The sequence below is a fragment of the Psychrosphaera haliotis genome (assembly GCF_039523615.1).
Classification (GTDB): Bacteria; Pseudomonadota; Gammaproteobacteria; order Enterobacterales; family Alteromonadaceae; genus Psychrosphaera; species Psychrosphaera haliotis.
In genome coordinates this window covers 442,700-461,235 of record NZ_BAAAFQ010000001.1, presented here as the reverse complement: position 1 = coordinate 461,235, position 18,536 = coordinate 442,700, and the positions used below count along the sequence as shown (strand labels likewise).

The 18,536-nt window shown below is 38.9% G+C and carries 16 protein-coding genes and 8 tRNA genes; 12 read left to right on the top strand and 12 right to left on the bottom strand.

The features are described 5' to 3' along the window. From hisC to hisG, 3 genes are read right to left on the bottom strand one after another with little or no spacing between them, the layout of a single operon-like run. Positions 1 to 1,122, bottom strand: a complete 1,122-nt coding sequence (hisC, locus tag ABD009_RS01990; protein ID WP_343822345.1) for a histidinol-phosphate transaminase — start codon at positions 1,120 to 1,122, stop codon at positions 1 to 3. Next, positions 1,115 to 2,437, bottom strand: coding sequence for a histidinol dehydrogenase (gene hisD, locus ABD009_RS01985; RefSeq protein ID WP_343822344.1), 1,323 nt, complete (start codon positions 2,435 to 2,437; stop codon positions 1,115 to 1,117). The genes hisC and hisD overlap by 8 nt, the downstream gene beginning before the upstream one ends. Before the next feature lie 29 nt (positions 2,438 to 2,466). Next, entirely contained in the window at positions 2,467 to 3,366 is a 900-nt protein-coding gene (gene hisG, locus ABD009_RS01980) for an ATP phosphoribosyltransferase (protein WP_343822343.1), read from the bottom strand. Positions 3,367 to 3,781: 415 nt separating this feature from the next. Between hisG and ABD009_RS01975 the strand changes: the two genes are divergently transcribed. Continuing rightward, positions 3,782 to 4,108: a hypothetical protein gene (locus ABD009_RS01975; protein ID WP_343822342.1), complete on the top strand. Its 327-nt coding sequence runs from the start codon at positions 3,782 to 3,784 to the stop codon at positions 4,106 to 4,108. Between the two features lie 107 nt (positions 4,109 to 4,215). Here ABD009_RS01975 and ABD009_RS01970 read toward each other — a convergent pair whose 3' ends face one another. Beyond that, positions 4,216 to 4,992 (bottom strand): SDR family NAD(P)-dependent oxidoreductase, encoded by a 777-nt coding sequence (locus ABD009_RS01970; protein WP_343822341.1) that lies wholly within the window; start codon positions 4,990 to 4,992, stop codon positions 4,216 to 4,218. 9 nt (positions 4,993 to 5,001) lie between these two features. Next, positions 5,002 to 6,156, bottom strand: coding sequence for an acyl-CoA dehydrogenase family protein (locus ABD009_RS01965; RefSeq protein ID WP_343822340.1), 1,155 nt, complete (start codon positions 6,154 to 6,156; stop codon positions 5,002 to 5,004). A gap of 246 nt (positions 6,157 to 6,402) precedes the next feature. On the opposite strand from ABD009_RS01965, the gene ABD009_RS01960 reads away from it, so the two are divergent. After that, positions 6,403 to 6,819: a VOC family protein gene (locus ABD009_RS01960; RefSeq protein ID WP_343822339.1), complete on the top strand. Its 417-nt coding sequence runs from the start codon at positions 6,403 to 6,405 to the stop codon at positions 6,817 to 6,819. A gap of 34 nt (positions 6,820 to 6,853) precedes the next feature. Here ABD009_RS01960 and ABD009_RS01955 read toward each other — a convergent pair. The 4 genes from ABD009_RS01955 to ABD009_RS01940 form a co-directional block, all read right to left on the bottom strand. Beyond that, positions 6,854 to 6,929, bottom strand: a tRNA-Val gene (locus ABD009_RS01955). 22 nt (positions 6,930 to 6,951) lie between these two features. Then, positions 6,952 to 7,027 (bottom strand) — tRNA-Val (locus ABD009_RS01950). Between the two features lie 46 nt (positions 7,028 to 7,073). After that, positions 7,074 to 7,149 (bottom strand) — tRNA-Val (locus ABD009_RS01945). Between the two features lie 185 nt (positions 7,150 to 7,334). Continuing rightward, entirely contained in the window at positions 7,335 to 7,808 is a 474-nt protein-coding gene (locus ABD009_RS01940) for an EVE domain-containing protein (RefSeq protein ID WP_343822338.1), read from the bottom strand. A 69-nt stretch (positions 7,809 to 7,877) separates the two neighbouring features. Between ABD009_RS01940 and gltX the strand changes: the two genes are divergently transcribed. The 6 genes from gltX (at position 7,878) to ABD009_RS01910 (ending at position 10,100) form a co-directional block, all read left to right on the top strand. Next, entirely contained in the window at positions 7,878 to 9,296 is a 1,419-nt protein-coding gene (gene gltX / locus ABD009_RS01935) for a glutamate--tRNA ligase (protein ID WP_343822337.1), read from the top strand. 300 nt (positions 9,297 to 9,596) lie between these two features. Then, positions 9,597 to 9,672 (top strand) — tRNA-Ala (locus tag ABD009_RS01930). Positions 9,673 to 9,708: 36 nt separating this feature from the next. Continuing rightward, positions 9,709 to 9,784, top strand: a tRNA-Glu gene (locus tag ABD009_RS01925). A 30-nt stretch (positions 9,785 to 9,814) separates the two neighbouring features. Next, positions 9,815 to 9,890 (top strand) — tRNA-Glu (locus tag ABD009_RS01920). A 28-nt stretch (positions 9,891 to 9,918) separates the two neighbouring features. Beyond that, positions 9,919 to 9,994 (top strand) — tRNA-Glu (locus tag ABD009_RS01915). A 30-nt stretch (positions 9,995 to 10,024) separates the two neighbouring features. Continuing rightward, a tRNA-Glu gene (locus ABD009_RS01910) sits at positions 10,025 to 10,100 on the top strand. A 234-nt stretch (positions 10,101 to 10,334) separates the two neighbouring features. Here the strand turns inward: ABD009_RS01910 and ABD009_RS01905 are convergent. After that, positions 10,335 to 10,994, bottom strand: a complete 660-nt coding sequence (locus tag ABD009_RS01905; protein WP_343822336.1) for an arylesterase — start codon at positions 10,992 to 10,994, stop codon at positions 10,335 to 10,337. 23 nt (positions 10,995 to 11,017) lie between these two features. Here ABD009_RS01905 and ABD009_RS01900 point away from each other — a divergent pair, with 23 nt between their 5' ends. Continuing rightward, complete coding sequence (locus ABD009_RS01900; RefSeq protein WP_343822335.1) at positions 11,018 to 11,803, top strand: ABC transporter ATP-binding protein; 786 nt, start codon at positions 11,018 to 11,020, stop codon at positions 11,801 to 11,803. After that, the gene (locus ABD009_RS01895; RefSeq protein ID WP_343822334.1) at positions 11,793 to 14,384 is read left to right on the top strand and encodes an ABC transporter permease; all 2,592 of its coding nucleotides are present in this window, start codon (positions 11,793 to 11,795) and stop codon (positions 14,382 to 14,384) included. Before ABD009_RS01900 ends, ABD009_RS01895 begins: the two co-directional genes overlap by 11 nt. A 40-nt stretch (positions 14,385 to 14,424) precedes the next feature. Here the strand turns inward: ABD009_RS01895 and ABD009_RS01890 are convergent, their stop codons facing one another. Beyond that, on the bottom strand, positions 14,425 to 15,096 hold the full coding sequence (locus ABD009_RS01890) for an MlaC/ttg2D family ABC transporter substrate-binding protein (RefSeq protein ID WP_343822333.1): 672 nt from the start codon (positions 15,094 to 15,096) through the stop codon (positions 14,425 to 14,427). 188 nt (positions 15,097 to 15,284) lie between these two features. Between ABD009_RS01890 and ABD009_RS01885 the strand changes: the two genes are divergently transcribed. Beyond that, positions 15,285 to 16,070 (top strand): TatD family hydrolase, encoded by a 786-nt coding sequence (locus ABD009_RS01885; protein WP_343822332.1) that lies wholly within the window; start codon positions 15,285 to 15,287, stop codon positions 16,068 to 16,070. 327 nt (positions 16,071 to 16,397) lie between these two features. On the opposite strand, the gene ABD009_RS01880 is transcribed toward ABD009_RS01885, so the two are convergent. After that, a complete protein-coding gene (locus tag ABD009_RS01880; RefSeq protein WP_343822331.1) occupies positions 16,398 to 17,282 on the bottom strand; it encodes a LysR family transcriptional regulator in 885 nt (294 codons plus the stop codon). Between the two features lie 118 nt (positions 17,283 to 17,400). Here ABD009_RS01880 and ABD009_RS01875 point away from each other — a divergent pair, with 118 nt between their 5' ends. Continuing rightward, positions 17,401 to 18,534, top strand: a complete 1,134-nt coding sequence (locus ABD009_RS01875; protein ID WP_343822330.1) for an efflux RND transporter periplasmic adaptor subunit — start codon at positions 17,401 to 17,403, stop codon at positions 18,532 to 18,534. Positions 18,535 to 18,536 lie beyond the last annotated feature (2 nt).

Genomic DNA, 18,536 nt, shown 5'->3' with positions numbered 1-18,536 from the left:
TTAGTCCAGTTTTTGTTCAATTAGGTTAAATACGTTTTCAACAGCGGCCATTTCTTCTTCACTACCAATGGTTACCCTAATGGTATTATTTAGCATTAACTGTTTAGATTGATTGCGCAGTAAAATTTGTTGTTCGGTAAATAATGTCATTACCTTATTAGCGTCAAGCGTTTCAGATAGTTTCATCAAAACAAAATTTGTTTTTGAAGGATAAACTTCATTTGCAAACCGCCAAGTTTTTGCTTTTTCTATAAAGGCATCGCGGCGATTGTTTAATTCGTTAACGCATCGTCGCATCCATAATAATCCGTCTTCACTTAATGCTTGAGTTGCCATTTGTGCAACTGGAGCTGGAATAGGATAAGGCGCAATGACCTTTTTCATAGCGTTAATAATGGCTTCAGACGCCAGTGTAAAACCACAACGCAAGCCAGCTAATGCAAATGCTTTAGACAATGTACGTAATACCACTAAATTTGGATATGAATTCAATAGTTCTGTAACGGTATCTTCACTACTAAACTCGATATAAGCTTCATCAGCAACAACAATGGCGTGTCCTTTGGTCGCTTCTAAAACCGATACTAGGTCGTTACGGTTTATTACATCACCTGTTGGATTGTTAGGCGAGCAAATAAAGACGATTTGTGTATTATCAACTTGGTTAAGTATGCTGTTAACGTCCAATTGAAAAGACGGTAAAAGTGGAACTTTAGTTACATTTACGTTTGCCGTTTCAGCACTAATTGCATACATACCGTAAGTAGGAGGGCAGATAATGATATTCTGTCCCGGACTACAGAAAGTTCGTATTAGCAACTCGATGCCTTCATCAGCGCCTCTTGTTGCTAACACTTGTTCCGGCTTTACTGCGGCATATTGGCTGTAAGCGTTAATGAGTGGTTCAGGCTGAAAGTCTGGGTAACGATTGTAAAGACTAGGATCAGCGCTAACATTAGGGCTGTAAGGGTTTTCATTGGCATTTAGCCAAACTGTATTGGTATCGTCAGAGCCTGACATGCTGAATAAACGTCGAGCCGACTCATAAGGCTTTAACTCTTTAAGCTCAGGGCGGATAAGTTTATCAACGAGTGTTGAAGTCTTATTTAGATTATCAGTCATTTGATTTCTCTTTTTGCAATTGCTCAAGTCTAAGACCAACCGCGTTTCTGTGCGCGTCTAAACCTTCAGCAGCGGCTAACGTCATAATTGCCGGACCAATAGCCGCTAGACCATTAGGCGTTATTTCTTGTACCGTAAATTTACGAGTAAAGTCTGCTAAGTTTAGTGAGCTTAGAACTTTAGAGTACCCATAAGTAGGTAAAACATGGTTTGTGCCACTCGCATAATCTCCGGCGCTTTCTGGTGTATAAGCACCTAAGAAAACCGAAGCTGCATTATCTAACTTACTAAGCCAGCTTCTTGCATTGTCAAACTGCACAATTAAGTGTTCAGGGGCGTACTGATTACTAATTTCAACCGCTTCGTTCAAGTCCGATGCTAGAATAAAGCGACTATTAGCCAATGCTTTTTTCGCAATATCAGCACGAGGCAGCAAAGTTAGCTGTGACTCGATATCCTGCTTGGTTTTTTCAATTAGCGGCAGTGAATCTGACACTAATATAACTTGCGAGTCAGGTCCGTGTTCGGCTTGCGATAAAAGGTCCGCCGCTACAAACGCTGGGTTTGCATTGGCATCAGCAAGTACTAAAACCTCAGAAGGACCTGCCGGCATATCAATGGCAGCTCCAGCAGGGTCTTGAGCAACCAACTGTTTAGCTTCAGTAACAAAGCTATTACCAGGCCCAAAAATCTTATCTACTGCGGCAATCGACTCAGTACCATATGCCATTGCTGCTATTGCTTGCGCGCCACCAGTTCGGTAAATTTCTTTAATGCCACATAGTTTTGCTGCATAAAGGATTTCAGCGGTAATTCCGCCTTTGTTGCCCTCAGAAGTGTCCGGCGGAGTACACAAAACGGTTCTTTTACAGCCTGCTATTTGAGCTGGAACACCTAGCATTAAAACAGTTGAAGGTAACGGAGCACTGCCACCAGGAATATATAAACCTACTGAGCTAATAGCTTGCGTGATCAATTCACAAACCACACCAGGACTCGTTTCTACTTTAACGTCCGCTTGTACCTGTGCTTCATGAAAACGTTTAATTTGGCCATAGGCTAATTCAATCGCAGCTCGTTGCTCATCACCAAGTGTCGCAATAATGTCTTCTGCTTGCGACGAAGCCAGTGCCACAGAGTTTAGTGATAAACCGTCAAACTTTTCCGTCAGCGTGAGTAACGCTTCGTCTCCTTTGTCTTTGACCATATTTACAATGTCTAAGACTTTACTTGTTAAATCAGCACGATTTGCGATCGCCGGTCGAGACAATGCCGACTTTTGCTCTGCTAATGTTAGATTTTGCCATGTGATCATGTGGAAATTTACCTTTAGTGCTTAACCAATTAGCCCATCATTTTTTCAATTGGCATTACCAATATTGATGTGCAACCTAACGCTTTTAATTGCTCCATAGTCTCCCAGAAAAGGTTTTCTGGACTAACAACGTGGATAGCGGCTTGATCGCTGTTTTCTGACAGAGGTAATACAGTAGGATCTTCAGCACCTGGTAGAAGCTTTTTAACTTCTTCTAGCTTAGCGATAGGGGCGTGTAGCATGATGTATTTAGATTCTTTAGCTTGCATAACGCCATTAATTCTTGGCAGAAGGGTATCTACTAATTTTTGTTTTTCTGCAGTCAGCGCTTCAGACTTTTGAATTAAAACAGCTTTAGATACAAAAATTTCTGTCGCTTCTTCTAATCCGTTCGCTTCAAGTGTTGCTCCGGTAGATACCAGGTCACAAATAGCTTCAGCAATACCAGCTCGAGGTGCTACTTCAACTGAACCTGTTAACATTACCGGTTGTGCATTTATATTATTAGCAACTAAAAAGCGCTTAAGTAAGTAAGGGTAGGTTGTTGCTATTTTAGTTTGATTTAAAGACTCTAAGCCCTTGTAATCAAATTCATTAGGTACAGCAATAGATAAACGACAACCGCCATACTCTAATCGTTTAAGTGTTTTATATTCTGCAGGTTCATTCGATGCTTGTCTTTCAAGCATTTTTTCTTCAAGTTCATTTTCGCCAATAAAACCTAAATCTGCGATACCGTCCATTACTAAGCCTGGAATATCATCATCGCGTACTAATAATAAATCGATAGGTAAGTTAGTGGAGTGTGCAATAAGCAGTCTGTCTCTGATTGATAGCTTTACACCAATCGCTTTAAGTAACTTTATTGACTCATCGCTTAAACGACCTTTTTTCTGTACCGCGATTCTTAATCTATTCTTGTCATTCATGTGTATTCCTACTTTATTTGCACTAAATTTTTAGTATTAAATTAAATTGTTAAACCCTAAAACGAAAAAACCCCAGAAGATATTATCCTCCAGGGCTCAATAATTATGTGCTTGGAGGACTGACAATAGCCTCCAGCGAAATTAGCCGAAAACTATTCCGTTGGTACGTGATGATGGAACCAAATTGTATTTACGTTTGTAAAGTTCATGAGTTTTCGTTTTTTCTAATTTCGTAAAGTTGATGTGCACAAAATAAACCTAGATGAAAATAAAAGCAACCGCTTGTATATAACAAAACACAAAAAAACTTAATCTATTTGCATATCGGTCGATAAGTGGTTAATAATTGCACAGAATATAAGCTTTACTCAATTATTCAGCCCTGTTCATTACTAAGGATATAAGGACAAAGATCATGGTGGACTTCATTTATAATGCGATTCGCAGGCCTGTTGCGAATGAACCAGACAAAAAAGATATTTATCATGTAGATAAAACGCCAAAAGATGCGAGAGCAAAGCGCATTGAAGAGGATGATCCGAGTAATCAGCAACAACAAAACACTGATGGGAAGCCAACTAAAGATGAGCAATCATCTCACTCGGACGACAATCAGAATAAATTGATAAAAGCATCAGGTACAAACAAACAGAATAATGAACATGAACTAACACCAAAAAAGCAGGGCAAAGGTAAATACGTTGATGAAAATGGCGTTGAGCACCTAGATTTTTATGCTTAGCCTCACATTTAGTTTTATATCGGTTATAGGCTTAATTAAACCTTGAGCAAAAAACGGACTCTAAGGTCCGTTTTTGCTTTCTACTCTATTGCAATGCCTCTGAATAGCTATCTTGGTTGCATTCTTATTGCACCATCAAGACGTATAGTTTCGGCATTTATATATGCGTTAGATGTTAAGTGCATAACCAAATCTGCAAATTCTTTTGGCTGGCCCATTCTTTTCGGGAATTGGATGTTTGCTACTAAGCTTTCCTGCACGTTATCTGGCATCGCCAACAACATAGGCGTGCCCATAATGCCCGGTGCAATGGCATTTACACGTATACCCGTGCGAGCTAAGTCACGCGCCATAGGTAAACTCAATGCAATTATTCCACCTTTACTTGCTGCATATGCAGATTGACCCATTTGGCCTTCATATCCGGCAACAGATGCTGTGTTAATGATTACACCGCGCTCTAGAGCTTCACCCATAGGTTCATTTTTTGCCATTTGCTCAGCAACTTGTGAAGCGACATTAAAGGTACCAATTAAGTTTATATTGATGGCCATTGAAAACTTGTTTAATGCCATCGCTTTGCCTTCTCGGTCTAAGACTTTAGCGGCCGGCGCAATACCAGCGCAGTTCACTAAAATGTGAATTGCACCGTAAGCCTTCATTACTTCTTCTATTGCTGAGCTAACAGACTCTGCATTAGTGACATCTACACTGATAAACATTGCGTTATCAGCACCAAGCTCATCGATTGCTTGTTTTCCAGACTCTTCATTCAGATCAAAAATAGCGACTTTAACGCCTGAAGCTACCAAACCTTGGCTGGTGGCTTTACCTAAGCCTGAAGCTCCACCCGTAACAATTGCAATTTTATTTTCTAATTCCATGATAATTCCTTAAATCTCTTTTAATAATTCACGAGCAATGACAATTTTTTGCACTTCGCTCGTTCCTTCATAAATTGTTGTGATACGAACGTCTCTAGCCATGCGCTCCACTGGATATTCGCTAATGTAGCCGTATCCACCGAGCAACTGAATAGCGTCGTAACAAATTTCGTTGGCTTTTTCTGTGGCAAAAAGTTTAGCCATCGATGCTTGTTTTGAGAAAGGTTGACCTTGCTCTTTAAGATAAGCAGCTTGCATAAGAAGTAACTTTGCAGCTTCTAGTTCGGTATAACGGTCAGCGAGTTTCCACTGTAGACCTTGAAACTTAATTAATGCCTGGCCAAACTGCTCTCTCTCTGCGATATACTGGCGAGCATAATCCATGGCAGCTTCAGCAACACCTAACGCTAGTGAACCAATACCTATACGGCCGCCAGCAAGCTCTGTCACAGCTACTTTAAATCCGTTATTTTCTTCACCCATAAGAGCTGTTGCTGGAATGCGACAGTTATCAAATCTAACTTCATTGGTGGCTGACGCTTTTTGGCCCATTTTATGTTCAGCGGCTTCCACTGTTAATCCAGGCGTTCCGTTTTCCACTAGAAAACAAGAAATGCCTTTGCCTTTTTTAGCTTCTTTGTCTGTGACAGCCCAAACAACAAATACGCCTGCATATTCCGCACTAGTAATAAACATTTTACTGCCATTCAATATGTAATCACTGCCATCTTTTGTAGCTGTGGTTTTCATACCTGCTGGATCAGAGCCCGCACTTACTTCTGTTAAGCAAAAGCCAGCTGCCGGATATTCGCCGGAACATATTTTAGGAAGATATTTATTTTTTTGTTCTTCGTTTCCAACGGCTTGAATGACTTCGGCAACCATATTGGTCACGGAAGTGGTGACAGCAGTTGATGCACAACCTTTAGCGAGCTCTTTAATTGCAATACTAAAAGCGACGGTTCCTACTTCACTACCGCCATAATCTACGCTGGTATTTAAACCCATAAAGCCCAATTCGGCTAATTGCTTGAGGTTGTTCAGGAGAATTTCGCGGTTTCCCGTTTTATCTAATTCGGCCGCGTTAGGAGTCAACTCATTTTCTGCAAATTGGCGCGCAGTATCTTGGATTAGGAGTTGCTCTTCAGTTAAAGAAAAGTTCATATTTATTGCTCAAGTAAAGAGGTGTATTAGTTACACATTAAAGATGACGTCAATCTGCCAGAAACCACCATATATATAAAGGGTGGCAGCTCAAATAGTTATGTGGTCTATGTATTGATATTTTTACTTTGTTATTTGTCTAATAAAACTAGAGTGATATTTAAGATTGATGTGCCATAGTTATTTTCAATTAGCGTTTAAATAAGAGTATAAATAAAGTTTGGATAAAGGTGTAGAGGGAACAAAATGAGATTAGAACATGTAAATTTAGTAGTCAGAGATATTGAAAGGAGTTTAGCTTTTTACAAAGCAGCTTGTCCTCATTGGAGTATAAGAAGCAAAGGGCAAAGCGAATGGTCAGGTAAGCCTAGAACTTGGATTCATTTTGGTGATGACTACAATTATATTGCTATATGCGATAACGGAGAAAGCGATGGGCGTGATCTTGCTGGGCATCAAGTTGGTTTAGCTCATATAGCATTTGAAACATATAACATTAAAGAAGTAATATTTAGACTAGAGCAGGCGGGCTTTTCTATCGCTAAGCCAGGTGCAGAGAATCTTTATCGTAAAAATGTATATTTTTTAGATCCAGACGGAATTGAAGTAGAGTTTGTTGAATATAGTTCGGATTTACCGTCAGAGCGTAATAATGAAGATTGATAGTTTCTGAAGACTTACCGAAGAGTCTTGAAAGTGGTGGGCGGTACTGGGCTCGAACCAGTGACCCTCGCCTTGTAAGGGCGATGCTCTCCCAACTGAGCTAACCGCCCACTTTCAAGAGTTGACTTTAATTGGTGGGCGGTACTGGGCTCGAACCAGTGACCCTCGCCTTGTAAGGGCGATGCTCTCCCAACTGAGCTAACCGCCCAATTAAAATCTGATAAAGCTGAGACCAATTCTTTAGGGTAAAGTATTGGTGGGCGGTACTGGGCTCGAACCAGTGACCCTCGCCTTGTAAGGGCGATGCTCTCCCAACTGAGCTAACCGCCCAGCTTTATCTCTTAAACAGCTTAACTGCTCAAGTGGTGCGTATTATAGGGAGGCCAAAAAAAGAGTCAACACTAATTTCAAAAAAATGATTTGTTCGGACAAATCTTAAACAAACTGTTTAAAAAAAGCTTTTTTTGTTTGTTTTATAAACTGTTCTGAATAGTTAAAGTGATAAATCTTGGTACTTAACGTTGTAAATCCGTTTTAGTGGCGTTTACTATGAACGCCCATTGGTCTTTTGAAACCGGTTGTATTGAAAGTCGGCTTCGTTTTACTAATACCATATCGTCTAACGCTGGCGTTGCTTTTATAGTAGTTAAGGGTAAAAACGATTTAGCATGCGATTCATATTTAATATCGATTGATACCCACCTCGGTTTATCTTGTGTTGCCTTACTATCAAAATATTTACTTTCAGGATCAAATTGAAGCGGATCGGGGTAGGGCTCTGAAACCACAGAGGCAAAACCAGCAATACCAACCGTTTTACAACTTGAATGATAAAAGAGTACACCATTGCCCACTTTTATATCATCGCGAATTAAATTCCTAGCCTGGTAGTTTCTAATTCCATCCCAACGGCCAATACTATTTTTCTCAGCTTTTAAGCTATCGATGCTATATTCATCAGGTTCTGATTTAAATAACCAATATTGCATTTTAAGTCCCTCACGTTTTTCTATAGAATAGCGTGCAAATTTTAATGAATAAACTAAATGGATACATTAATGAGCGTTGTTACTCGTTTTGCCCCAAGTCCTACGGGCTATTTACATGTTGGCGGTGCACGTACTGCACTATATTCTTGGTTATACGCTAAGCGTAATAATGGTAAATTTATATTACGTATAGAAGATACTGACCTAGAACGTTCTACTCCAGAAGCAGTTCAAGCAATTTTAGACGGTATGTCTTGGTTGGGTATGGAAGGAGATGGCGAGGTTTTTTATCAAACCAAACGTTTTGATACTTATAAGAAGTATGTTCAACAATTAGTAGACGAAGATAAAGCTTATAAGTGTTATTGCAGCAAAGAGCGTTTAGAGAGTTTACGTGAAGAGCAAGAGAAAAATGGCGAACGTACTAAATATGATGGTAAGTGCCGTGATTTAAATGACGCTGATCAACCTGCAGATGCACCGTTCGTAATTCGTTTTAAAAACCCTACAGAGGGCGCGGTTGAATTTAAAGATTCTATTCGTGGTGATATGCGCATTGCTAACGAAGAAATGGATGATTTAATTATTCAGCGAACTGATGGCACGCCAACTTATAACTTCTGTGTCGTTATCGACGATTGGGAAATGGAAATGACTCACGTTATTCGTGGCGAAGACCATTTATTAAATACCCCACGTCAAATTAATATCTTTGAAGCTCTAGGTGCTCCAGTTCCACAATATGCGCATTGCTCTATGATTTTGGGTGATGACGGTAAAAAGTTATCTAAGCGTCATGGCGCTGTTAGCGTAATGCAATATCGTGACGATGGTTACTTGCCTCAAGCCGTTATCAATTATCTAGTTCGTTTAGGCTGGTCACATGGCGACCAGGAGATTTTTAGCCTAGAAGAGCTATTTGAGTTATTTGATATCAACGACATCAATAATTCGGCATCAGCGTTTAACACTGAAAAATTAAACTGGATGAATCAGCAATATATGAAGTCTTTACCGGCTACTGAAGTTGCTGAACACCTGTCATGGCATTTTAATAATATGGATATCGACGTTTCAAAAGGGCCAAGTTTGTCAGCTATTGTTGAAATTCAGGCTGAACGAGTCAAAACATTAAAAGAAATGGCAGAGATCAGTACTTATTTTTATAAAGATTTTGATGCGCTAGATGAAAAGGCTGCTAAAAAGCACTTACGTCCTGTTGCGAAAGAATCATTGATTTTAGCGAAAGAAAAGCTAAACGCATTAGATAACTGGCAGGGTAGTGATATCCAAGCTGCTATTAATGCAACTGCTGAAGAACTTGAATTAGGCATGGGTAAAGTTGGTATGCCACTAAGAGTTGCAGTGACAGGCGGTGGTAACTCACCTTCTTTAGACGTTACATTAGAATTAATGGACAAAAGTAAAGTTATTGAGCGTATTGCGAATGCAATTATATTTGTAGAGCAACGAGAAGCCGCACAATAATAATTAATTTTTAGTCAATATATGGGTTATTAATATATTTAGTATTATAAATTTAATGATTATTTCAAATAGTCGTATCTATAACGATAATATTAAAAACCCTTAAAGTTAGAAAAAGCCGGTCATTTGATCGGCTTTTTTATTGATTTTTAACCATCTTGTTAAAAAAATGACCAAACAACCTAAAGTTAGCTATTTTTATTAAAATAAGGGTTGACGAAAATAAGAGGAGTGCATAGAATGCGCCCCGCAGTTGAGGCAAACATGTCGACGCTGTAGTTGATACCAGTTCTGTAATATGGGGCTATAGCTCAGCTGGGAGAGCGCTACACTGGCAGTGTAGAGGTCAGCGGTTCGATCCCGCTTAGCTCCACCAGTATTATATTATAGAATTGAGATTAATAAGTCCTGTGCTCCCATCGTCTAGAGGCCTAGGACACCGCCCTTTCACGGCGGTAACAGGGGTTCGAATCCCCTTGGGAGTACCACTTATTATAATCAACAGTTAATTGTCCTGTGCTCCCATCGTCTAGAGGCCTAGGACACCGCCCTTTCACGGCGGTAACAGGGGTTCGAATCCCCTTGGGAGTACCATCAATTAACAACAAGTTTAAGTCTTAGTGCTCCCATCGTCTAGAGGCCTAGGACACCGCCCTTTCACGGCGGTAACAGGGGTTCGAATCCCCTTGGGAGTACCACTTAAATTTAAAACAGTTAAAAAGTCCTGTGCTCCCATCGTCTAGAGGCCTAGGACACCGCCCTTTCACGGCGGTAACAGGGGTTCGAATCCCCTTGGGAGTACCACTTTTTAAATGTTATACTTCTTCAAAACTTCAAAACTTCAAAACTTCAAAACTTCAAAACTTCAAAACTTCAAAACTTCAAAACTTCAAAACTTCAAAACTTCAAAACTTCAAAACTTCAAAACTTCAAAACTTCAAAACTTCAAAACTTATTTGTCATTGCATTTTAATACGTCATCTATAAAAAAACGCCGAAACTAAGTCGACGCTTTCTTTGGTTTAAAAATGAAAAATCTTAATCGGCGATCAAAGACTCAATCACTTCTTTCATTTCATCTCTTATGATTACTTGCGCACTAACATTTGGGTGAATACCGTCTGGCATCATGTAGTTTTTATTCATAGCTACTTTCTCCATAAAGAAGGGCAGTAGTTTAATGCTGTTAGTTTTCGCTAAGTCTTTATAAACGTCCTCAAACATAGTTGTATAACGTTTACCGTAGTTTGGTGGTATTCGCACTTGCATCAATGCAACATTTACATTGTGACTTTTCACTTGATCAATCATTAACTGTAAATTTGTTTTAAGTGTTGATATAGGAAAGCCGCGTAAGCCATCATTGCCACCAAGTTCTAAAATAACCCAGTCGCCTTCGTTTAATTCTTGTCTTTTCATAACAGAGGCAAGCCTCGCTACGCCACCTCCAGTAGTTTCACCACTTATACTCGCATTGACTAAATTTATTCCTGCGTTTTCTGTTACAAAAGTTTGCGATAAAAGGTAAGGCCAACTTTGCTCTGTTTTCATCCCGTAACCCGCGCTAACACTATCGCCATACATAAGTACTTTTGTCGATTTAGCATGAGAGGCAATCGAAAATGTGAAAAGTAACGTAAATAGTACAAATAGGAAGCTTGTGTTGTTTAACGAGTTTCTTTTACTATATAAATTCATTGCTTTGATTGGATCCTATTTTCATGAATAAAGATGCTTTACCAGCGCTAGTCGCCAATAATATTAGTAAGACAGTTATATTGTCTAATTCTTCAAGTAACAACGCAGACGCTGAAAAAAAGATCACTATCATAAGTGATATTGAACTTTCAATCGAGCATGGTGAGTCAGTTGCCATTGTCGGCGCTTCAGGTTCTGGTAAATCAACGCTTTTAGGGCTCTTAGCTGGACTGGATTTGCCAACAACGGGCGCAATTGAATTCTACGGTAAACAAATTCAAATTTTAGACGAAGAAGATCGTGCTGCGATAAGACGTTCTGATATCGGCTTTATCTTCCAACAGTTTTTGTTAGTGCCGAGTTTAACCGCGCTTGAGAATGTAATGCTGCCAGCAGAGCTGTCGGATAATATTGAAATTAGAACAAAAGCGAAAGAAAACGCGCAGAAATGGTTAGATAAAGTGGGGTTAAGCCATCGTTTAGATCACTTTCCAAATCAATTGTCAGGCGGCGAACAACAACGTGTTGCAATAGCGCGTGCCTTTATCACTGAACCTAAATTATTGTTCGCAGACGAACCATCTGCGAACTTAGATTCTGTTAACGGCCATTTAGTGGAAGACCTGTTGTTTGAGTTGAATAAAAGTGCCAATACCACATTAGTATTAGTGACTCACGACCCGGCATTAGCCAAGCGCTGTGAAAAAACATATATCATTAAAGATGGACACTTATCTTTGCAGGAAGTGCCAAAACCAAAACTTGCCGATGTCACACCTATTCAAAAGGCTAAACAAGATGCAAAGTAAGTTATTAACCTGGCTTGGGCTGTCATTTAGACTCTTTAAGCGCGAGTTTGGTCGCGGAGAGCTCACAGTAATCGCCTTGTCTATTGTTTTAGCGGTTTCATCGGTTATGGCGTTAAGTAGTCTAACGGATAGAGTACAAGCATCCATTTTGATGAAAAGTGCCGAGTTTTTAGCAGCAGACAAGGACTTAGTGAGTCCAACTGAAATAAAAAAAGAAGTTTATGAATACGCTGAATCCCTGAATATTAGAACCGATAAGCATATTTATTTCTCATCAATGGCCTTTGCCGGCGACAAGATGAATCTAGCGGTGGTAAAAGCGGTAACTCAAAACTATCCACTGCGTGGAGAATTGTTTATTGAGCCTTTGAATGAGGAAAGTGAAATTTTTAAGGCAAAAGGACCAGAAGTAGGGAATGTTTGGATCAGTAAAAGACTGTATTTTGCCTTAGGACAGTCGAGTCAAATAGATGTTGGCGAAGGAACGTTTACGGTATCTGGCATTATCGATGCTGAACCAGATGCACCTTTTCAGGTATTTAACTCGGGCACTAGGGTGATCATGAACATCAATGACATTCCTAAAACTGAAGTGATTCAGCCCGGCAGCCGAGTTACTTATGCAGGGCTGTTCGCTGGTGAACCGCAAGCACTTGACGAACTAGAGTCATGGGTAAAACCTCAGCTTTCTGAAAGTCAGAAGTTTAGAGGTGTTAAAGAAGGTGCCTCTAATATTACTAGCTCATTAGAGCGTGCTGAGAGCTTTCTCATGCTTGCCGGAGTATTGGGTGTATTGTTAGCGGCTGTGGCAATATCGGTATCAGCTAGGCTTTATAGCCAACGTCATTTAGATTCAATTGCCATTATGAAAACTTTAGGCGCCAGTGTTCGTCAGGTGCAGGTTATTTATTTAACGCAACTTTGTTTAATCGCGGTAGTTAGTATTTTGATTGGTTTAGTTGTTGGTTCGGGCTTACAAAATATCGCTCTGATCTCATTAGCTGAATACCTTCCTAAAGACATTCCTGACATTGGATATCGTCCTTTTGTAGTCTCAATTGTTACTGGTTTTGTTTGTGCGCTGATGTTTTCCGTACCCGCATTGCTTAAGCTATTTAATGTACCGCCGCTAAGAGTATTACGCCGTAACTTAGGAGACGGAGTGTCATCGTCTATAAGCGCACAGGCTATTATGGCCACTACAACCATTGGACTGGTGTGGTTTTACAGCCAAGACATTAAACTCACTGGCATTGTATTAGGTGCAGGATTAGTTTTAAGCGTATTAATCCTCCTAGTTTCTAGACTCTTATTAGTAGCCTGTAGAAGCGCGAGTAAACGTATTGATAATCCATCTCTTAAACTTGCGATTGCATCATTGCAACGACGTTCAAAGGAAAATGTATCTCAGGTTATCGGGTTTACGCTGGCAATTATGCTTGTCCTAATTTTGTTTTCACTGAAAAACTCAATTATACAAGAGTGGCAGGAACAAATCCCTCAGGGAGCGCCCAACCATTTTATAATTAATATTTCGCAACAAAACATTGAGAAAATTGAGCAAAGGTTTAGTGAAAAAGGAATTCAACCAGAACAGTTTTATCCAATTATTCGCGGCAGATTGACTCAAATTAATGATGAAGTTCTTAAGCAAAAGCGCCCAGAAGAAGCTGACGATGGTGCTAAATTTAAAGGCAAAGGTGAGTTTGACGACAACAGCGAAACAGCTAATAAAACACAAGAACAAGCAAACAAGGACAAAGAAGAAGCCAGAACCGGCTTTGGACGTGAACTCAATTTAACCTTTACAGACAAGTTCCCTAATAACAATGAACTTATTGAAGGTACTTGGATGCCACAGGATGTGCAAAAGCAAGTGTCTGTGGAAGCTAAAGTTGCAGAGCGTCTTGAGTTAAAGCTAGGCGATGAACTTAGCTTTTTAATTGGTTCCCAAACTGTTAGGGCAACTGTAACGAGTATAAGAACAGTAGATTGGAACAGCCTACAACCTAACTTCTACATGATATTCAGTGATGACGTTATTGCAGACTTTCCAGCGACCTATATCACGTCTTTTTACTTGGCAAAAGAAGATAAGCTTTGGTTAAACGAACTGTTAGCAGACTACCCAACGTTAAGCATCATCGATGTTGCAGCTATGCTTGAGCAAATACAAAGTGTAATAGCCCAAGTATCGGTAGCGATTCAGTTTGTATTGCTGATAGTAGTAATAGCGGCGACTTTAGTGCTAGTGGCACAAGTTCAGTCTTCTTTAGATGAACGTAAAAAGGAAACAGTCATTTACAGAACAATTGGTGCAAAGGGCAGTGTTATTCGAAATGCAATATCCTACGAGTTTATTAGCCTAGGTGCTATCTCTGGATTTATTGCGGCTTCGGTAGCTGAGTTTAGTTTATATCTACTGCAAACTTACTCTTTTAAAATGACTTGGGTACTGCATTGGGAGTTGTGGATGATAGGGCCTTTATCTGGCGCCATATTTGTTGCGGTAGTTGGCTCACTAAGCACACGTTCTTTATTAAAAATTACACCTAGTGAGTTAATTAGACAATTGGCTTAACGGTCTGTTAACTAAGGAAAAAGCCCTGAAACGCTTTTGGTTATTCTTCCAAAAGCGTTTCTGCTACTTGACCAATACCGTCATTACGTAGTGGCTGAGACAGCTCTGCACGTTTAGAGTCAATTAAGCTAATACCTTCAACAATTAAGTCGTAAGCCTTCCACTCACCCGTTTTGCTGTTTTTTCGTAGCTTAAATATCATCGATAATGGTTTACCGCCTGGCTGTAATAATTCAGTTCTTACAGCCACCATTTTTTGATTCGATACGTCTCTTTTAGGCTCATATCTAACTTCTTGGTTATTGTACTGCACCAACGCTGATGAATACGTATCTACTAAGTTTCTCTCCATCGCATCAACAAATAAATCACGCTCTTCTTTTGTTGATTGCTTTAGTTGCGGCCCTAAAATTTTATAAGCAGCAAAACGTACATCTACAAACGGTAATAGTTGCTGCCTAACAATTAATTGCATTAGCTCTTTTGTTGTTTTTTCATCACCTTGCGCTTTTGCATTCGCAACTGACTTAAAAACAACTTTAGATAAAGACTCAACAATGTCATAAGGTGAACTGTCAGGTGCTATCTGTTCAATTTCGGCTTTATATTTGGAAGTGAGTTCTTCAGCATTGTAGTCTTTTGACTGAGCTGTAAATGAAAGTGATGAAGCCAGAAGAAAGATAGTAGTGAGTGTAGTTGATACAATACGCATGTTTTTATGTCCTTAGATTTTGAATATGCGATTGTAATACCGACCGTTCGGTATGTAAATGCAAATTTATCCTAAAATCTTATAATTTAATGGAATAACTTAAAGTTATAGGAGGTACGAAGGTTATGCCTTTTTTTCTCACTTCTTTTATTAGATAATTGTAGTTCAAAATTTTGGTAGGGGTAGTTATGCGATTTGTTGATTCACATTGTCATTTAGACAGAATTGATTTGGAAAAAGAAAAGATCGACTTTGGCACTTTGTTTGAAAACGCTCAAGCAAATAATGTGGAGCATATGTTGTGTGTTGCTATTTCATTAGATCAGTTCCCTGCCATGGTAGAAAAGTCTAAAAATTATAAAAATGTTTCTTTCTCTTGCGGTGTGCATCCATTGCATGTTGGTGAAGATAAAAACTTTACGTTAAAGGACTTACATGAGCTAGCTTCAGATCAAAGGGTTGTTGCCGTTGGGGAAACTGGCTTAGATTATTATTATTCTAAAGACTCTATTGCTGACCAACAAAAGGCGTTTGCTCATCATATTGAAGTTGGAAACAAACTAAATAAACCTATTATTGTCCATACTCGCGATGCTAGAGAAGATACAATTGCAATCTTGAAAGAGCAAAACGCCGATAAATGCAGAGGCGTACTTCATTGTTTCACAGAGTCTTGGGAAATGGCCAAGCAAGCAATGGATCTTAACTTCTACATTTCAATTTCTGGAATTGTCACGTTTAAAAGCGCAGCTGAGCTTCAGGATGTAGTGAGAAAAATGCCTTTAGATAGGTTGTTAATTGAAACAGATTCACCTTATCTAGCGCCCGTTCCATACCGAGGTAAACAGAACCAGCCAGCCTATGTAAAACATGTGGCAGAGTTTGTAGCGCAATTGAAAAATATTTCGGTTGAAGAAGTCGCTGAGCAAACGACACAAAACTTCAAAGACTTATTTACTACGGCAAAACTATAGGCAAAAAAAAGCCCAGAACGATTCCTGATCTGGGCGAGGGGAATGGCTCATTAAGAGCCGTGCGCTAAAACTTGTGTACTTAATCTTAACTTTGTCAAATTCATCAATATCTGACTAACTGAAATTAAGATTAGCTGAATTATTTTTTTTATTAAAGTTGGACTGGCGGATTTTTTTTACTTTCACTTTCAGCAGCCTTATTAAAAGTCAAAACTTATCAAGCTCCTTGTTAACGGCTTTTCCTCAGGTTATCCACAGGTTTTCTTTGTTATAAGTGGTGCTCAATAATACGCCATTGTAACCTTTTATTTACAATTTGTGTGTTTTTTATATTAGCGTCCAGATTTTTTTTGCAGCAGGCCCTAGACTTTTGTACCTGTTTTTGACAATTCGAATTTCATTGCTTATGGGAGATGAATTTTTATCTATTGGAAATCTAAAAAAACGAGATTCCATGTCAGAACTCCAATAACTATCAGTTATTGGACCCCAACCAAGTTTAGCGTTTAACGCCGCTAGCATTGCGGTTAAGTTATTTACTTTAACTATACTACGGCCAATAGGCTTCATTATTTTAGTGTGATTAAGTTTGACGCTAAATTCGGTTGGAACAATCTGTGGCAATTGCATCAACACTTGCTCTGTTACGTCGGATTCTTTAGTGATTCCTAAAGTTGCCGCTAAGTCTTTATGAATACAATAAAACATACTCATTGTTTTTACTGTTTTAGACTCAAATTCACCTTCACTTGCAAAAGTAAATATCCATGGTGTAATCGCTAGTTGAACTTCCTCTTTTGCTAATCTTGTTAAACTGTTTAGCCTACTTTCTGTTTCTATAACAAGTTCAGTGTTTGGAAATAAAGATTGCACAGGTTGAAGCTTATTTATTATTGAAGCAATGTTAGCCGTATCTTCTATCGCAATAGAAACTTTATGCTCTATGCAAGCAGTAAGACTTGTACTTAAGTCTTGAAGTTGATGCATTTGATCTAAAATAGACTTAGCTTTTTGATAATAGATATGTCCTCTGTCTGTTGGTTTTAGTCTATAGTTTGTTCTATCAAAGAGTTGAAAACCTATAGATTCTTCTAGGCGTTTAAGCGTCATACTAACTGCTGGCTGAGTTCTTCTGAGCTGCTGTGCGGCAGCATTTATAGATCCGGTCTCAAATACCGTAGCAAAGGTTTCTAGTTGGTCTATTTTAATCATTAATCAAAGCTTCTAAAAATCATAATTAAATATTATATAGATGTTAATTTAATATAAATATCAATTATTAAGATTGCTGTTAGAATTTAAAAAATTGCTTAAATATAAGGTTTTATCAATGGCTTATTCAAAATTAATAAAAGTAACAATGTTATTCACGGCGGTTATTGGTGTGCTCTTGGTTACTGGATGCTCAAATGAAAAAGAAGAAACTAGTAAAACGAGCAATATTAGGCCTGCAAAATTGGCACAGGTTAAAAAGCTTCAAGGCGATACGATTCGAACTTTTCCAGCTACGGTCGAACCATCAATTTACGCTCACCTTGCATTTAGAGTAAATGGTGAGGTCGCAAAAATTTCCGTTGTTGCAGGTCAACATGTAGAGAAAGACCAAGTTCTAGCAAAACTTGATGACAGTGATTTTATAATTCAGCATAAGCAAGCATTAGCGAGATTTGACTTAACTAAGTCACAGTTTGATAGAGCCGACAAATTACTTGCAGAAAAACTGATTTCATCCGCGGAGTATGATCAACTAAAAGCTGAATTAGATATTGCATCAGCCCAATTAGAAGCCGCAAAAAACAATTTAAAATATTCTACAATCAAAGCACCATTTCCTGGTGTGGTTGCGCACGTTAATGTTGAAGCTTTTGAGTTTATACAAGCAAAACAACCGATTATGGAGCTTCAGGGAAGAGAAACAATAGATGTAGTAATTCAAGTGCCTGAGCAATTGATGATCAGGTTACCAAAATCCTCAAAGGCTCAAACTTACCAACCAACATTGATATTTGATGGTGAGCAACAAAAGAAATATAAAGTTACGTTAAAAGAGCACGACATTATTCCAAACTCTGCAACTAAGTCTTACCAAGTTGTTTTTACCATGCCAACGCCTGAAGATCTTAATGTACTGGCCGGCATGACAGCTGCACTAGAAGTAGAATTAGATAAATTATTAACTAGTGATGTAAACGCTCTCATTGTTCCAATTTCCTCTTTATTTGTGCCAAATAGCAAAGTAGGTGAGTTAGAAAACTCCAATGTAAAGTTTGTACTAAAAGTAAAAAGTAACATGCAAACCGAGTTAGTTAGGGTGAATGTGATTGAAACAAGACAGACAGGTGTTGTGATAAAGCCTATCGAAACTGGTTTACTAACAAGCAGTGATAGAGTCGTTGCAGCAGGACCTCATTTAATATCAGAGGGAAGTGTGATTTCTGAGTGGAAGCAAGAGAGAGGACTTTAATA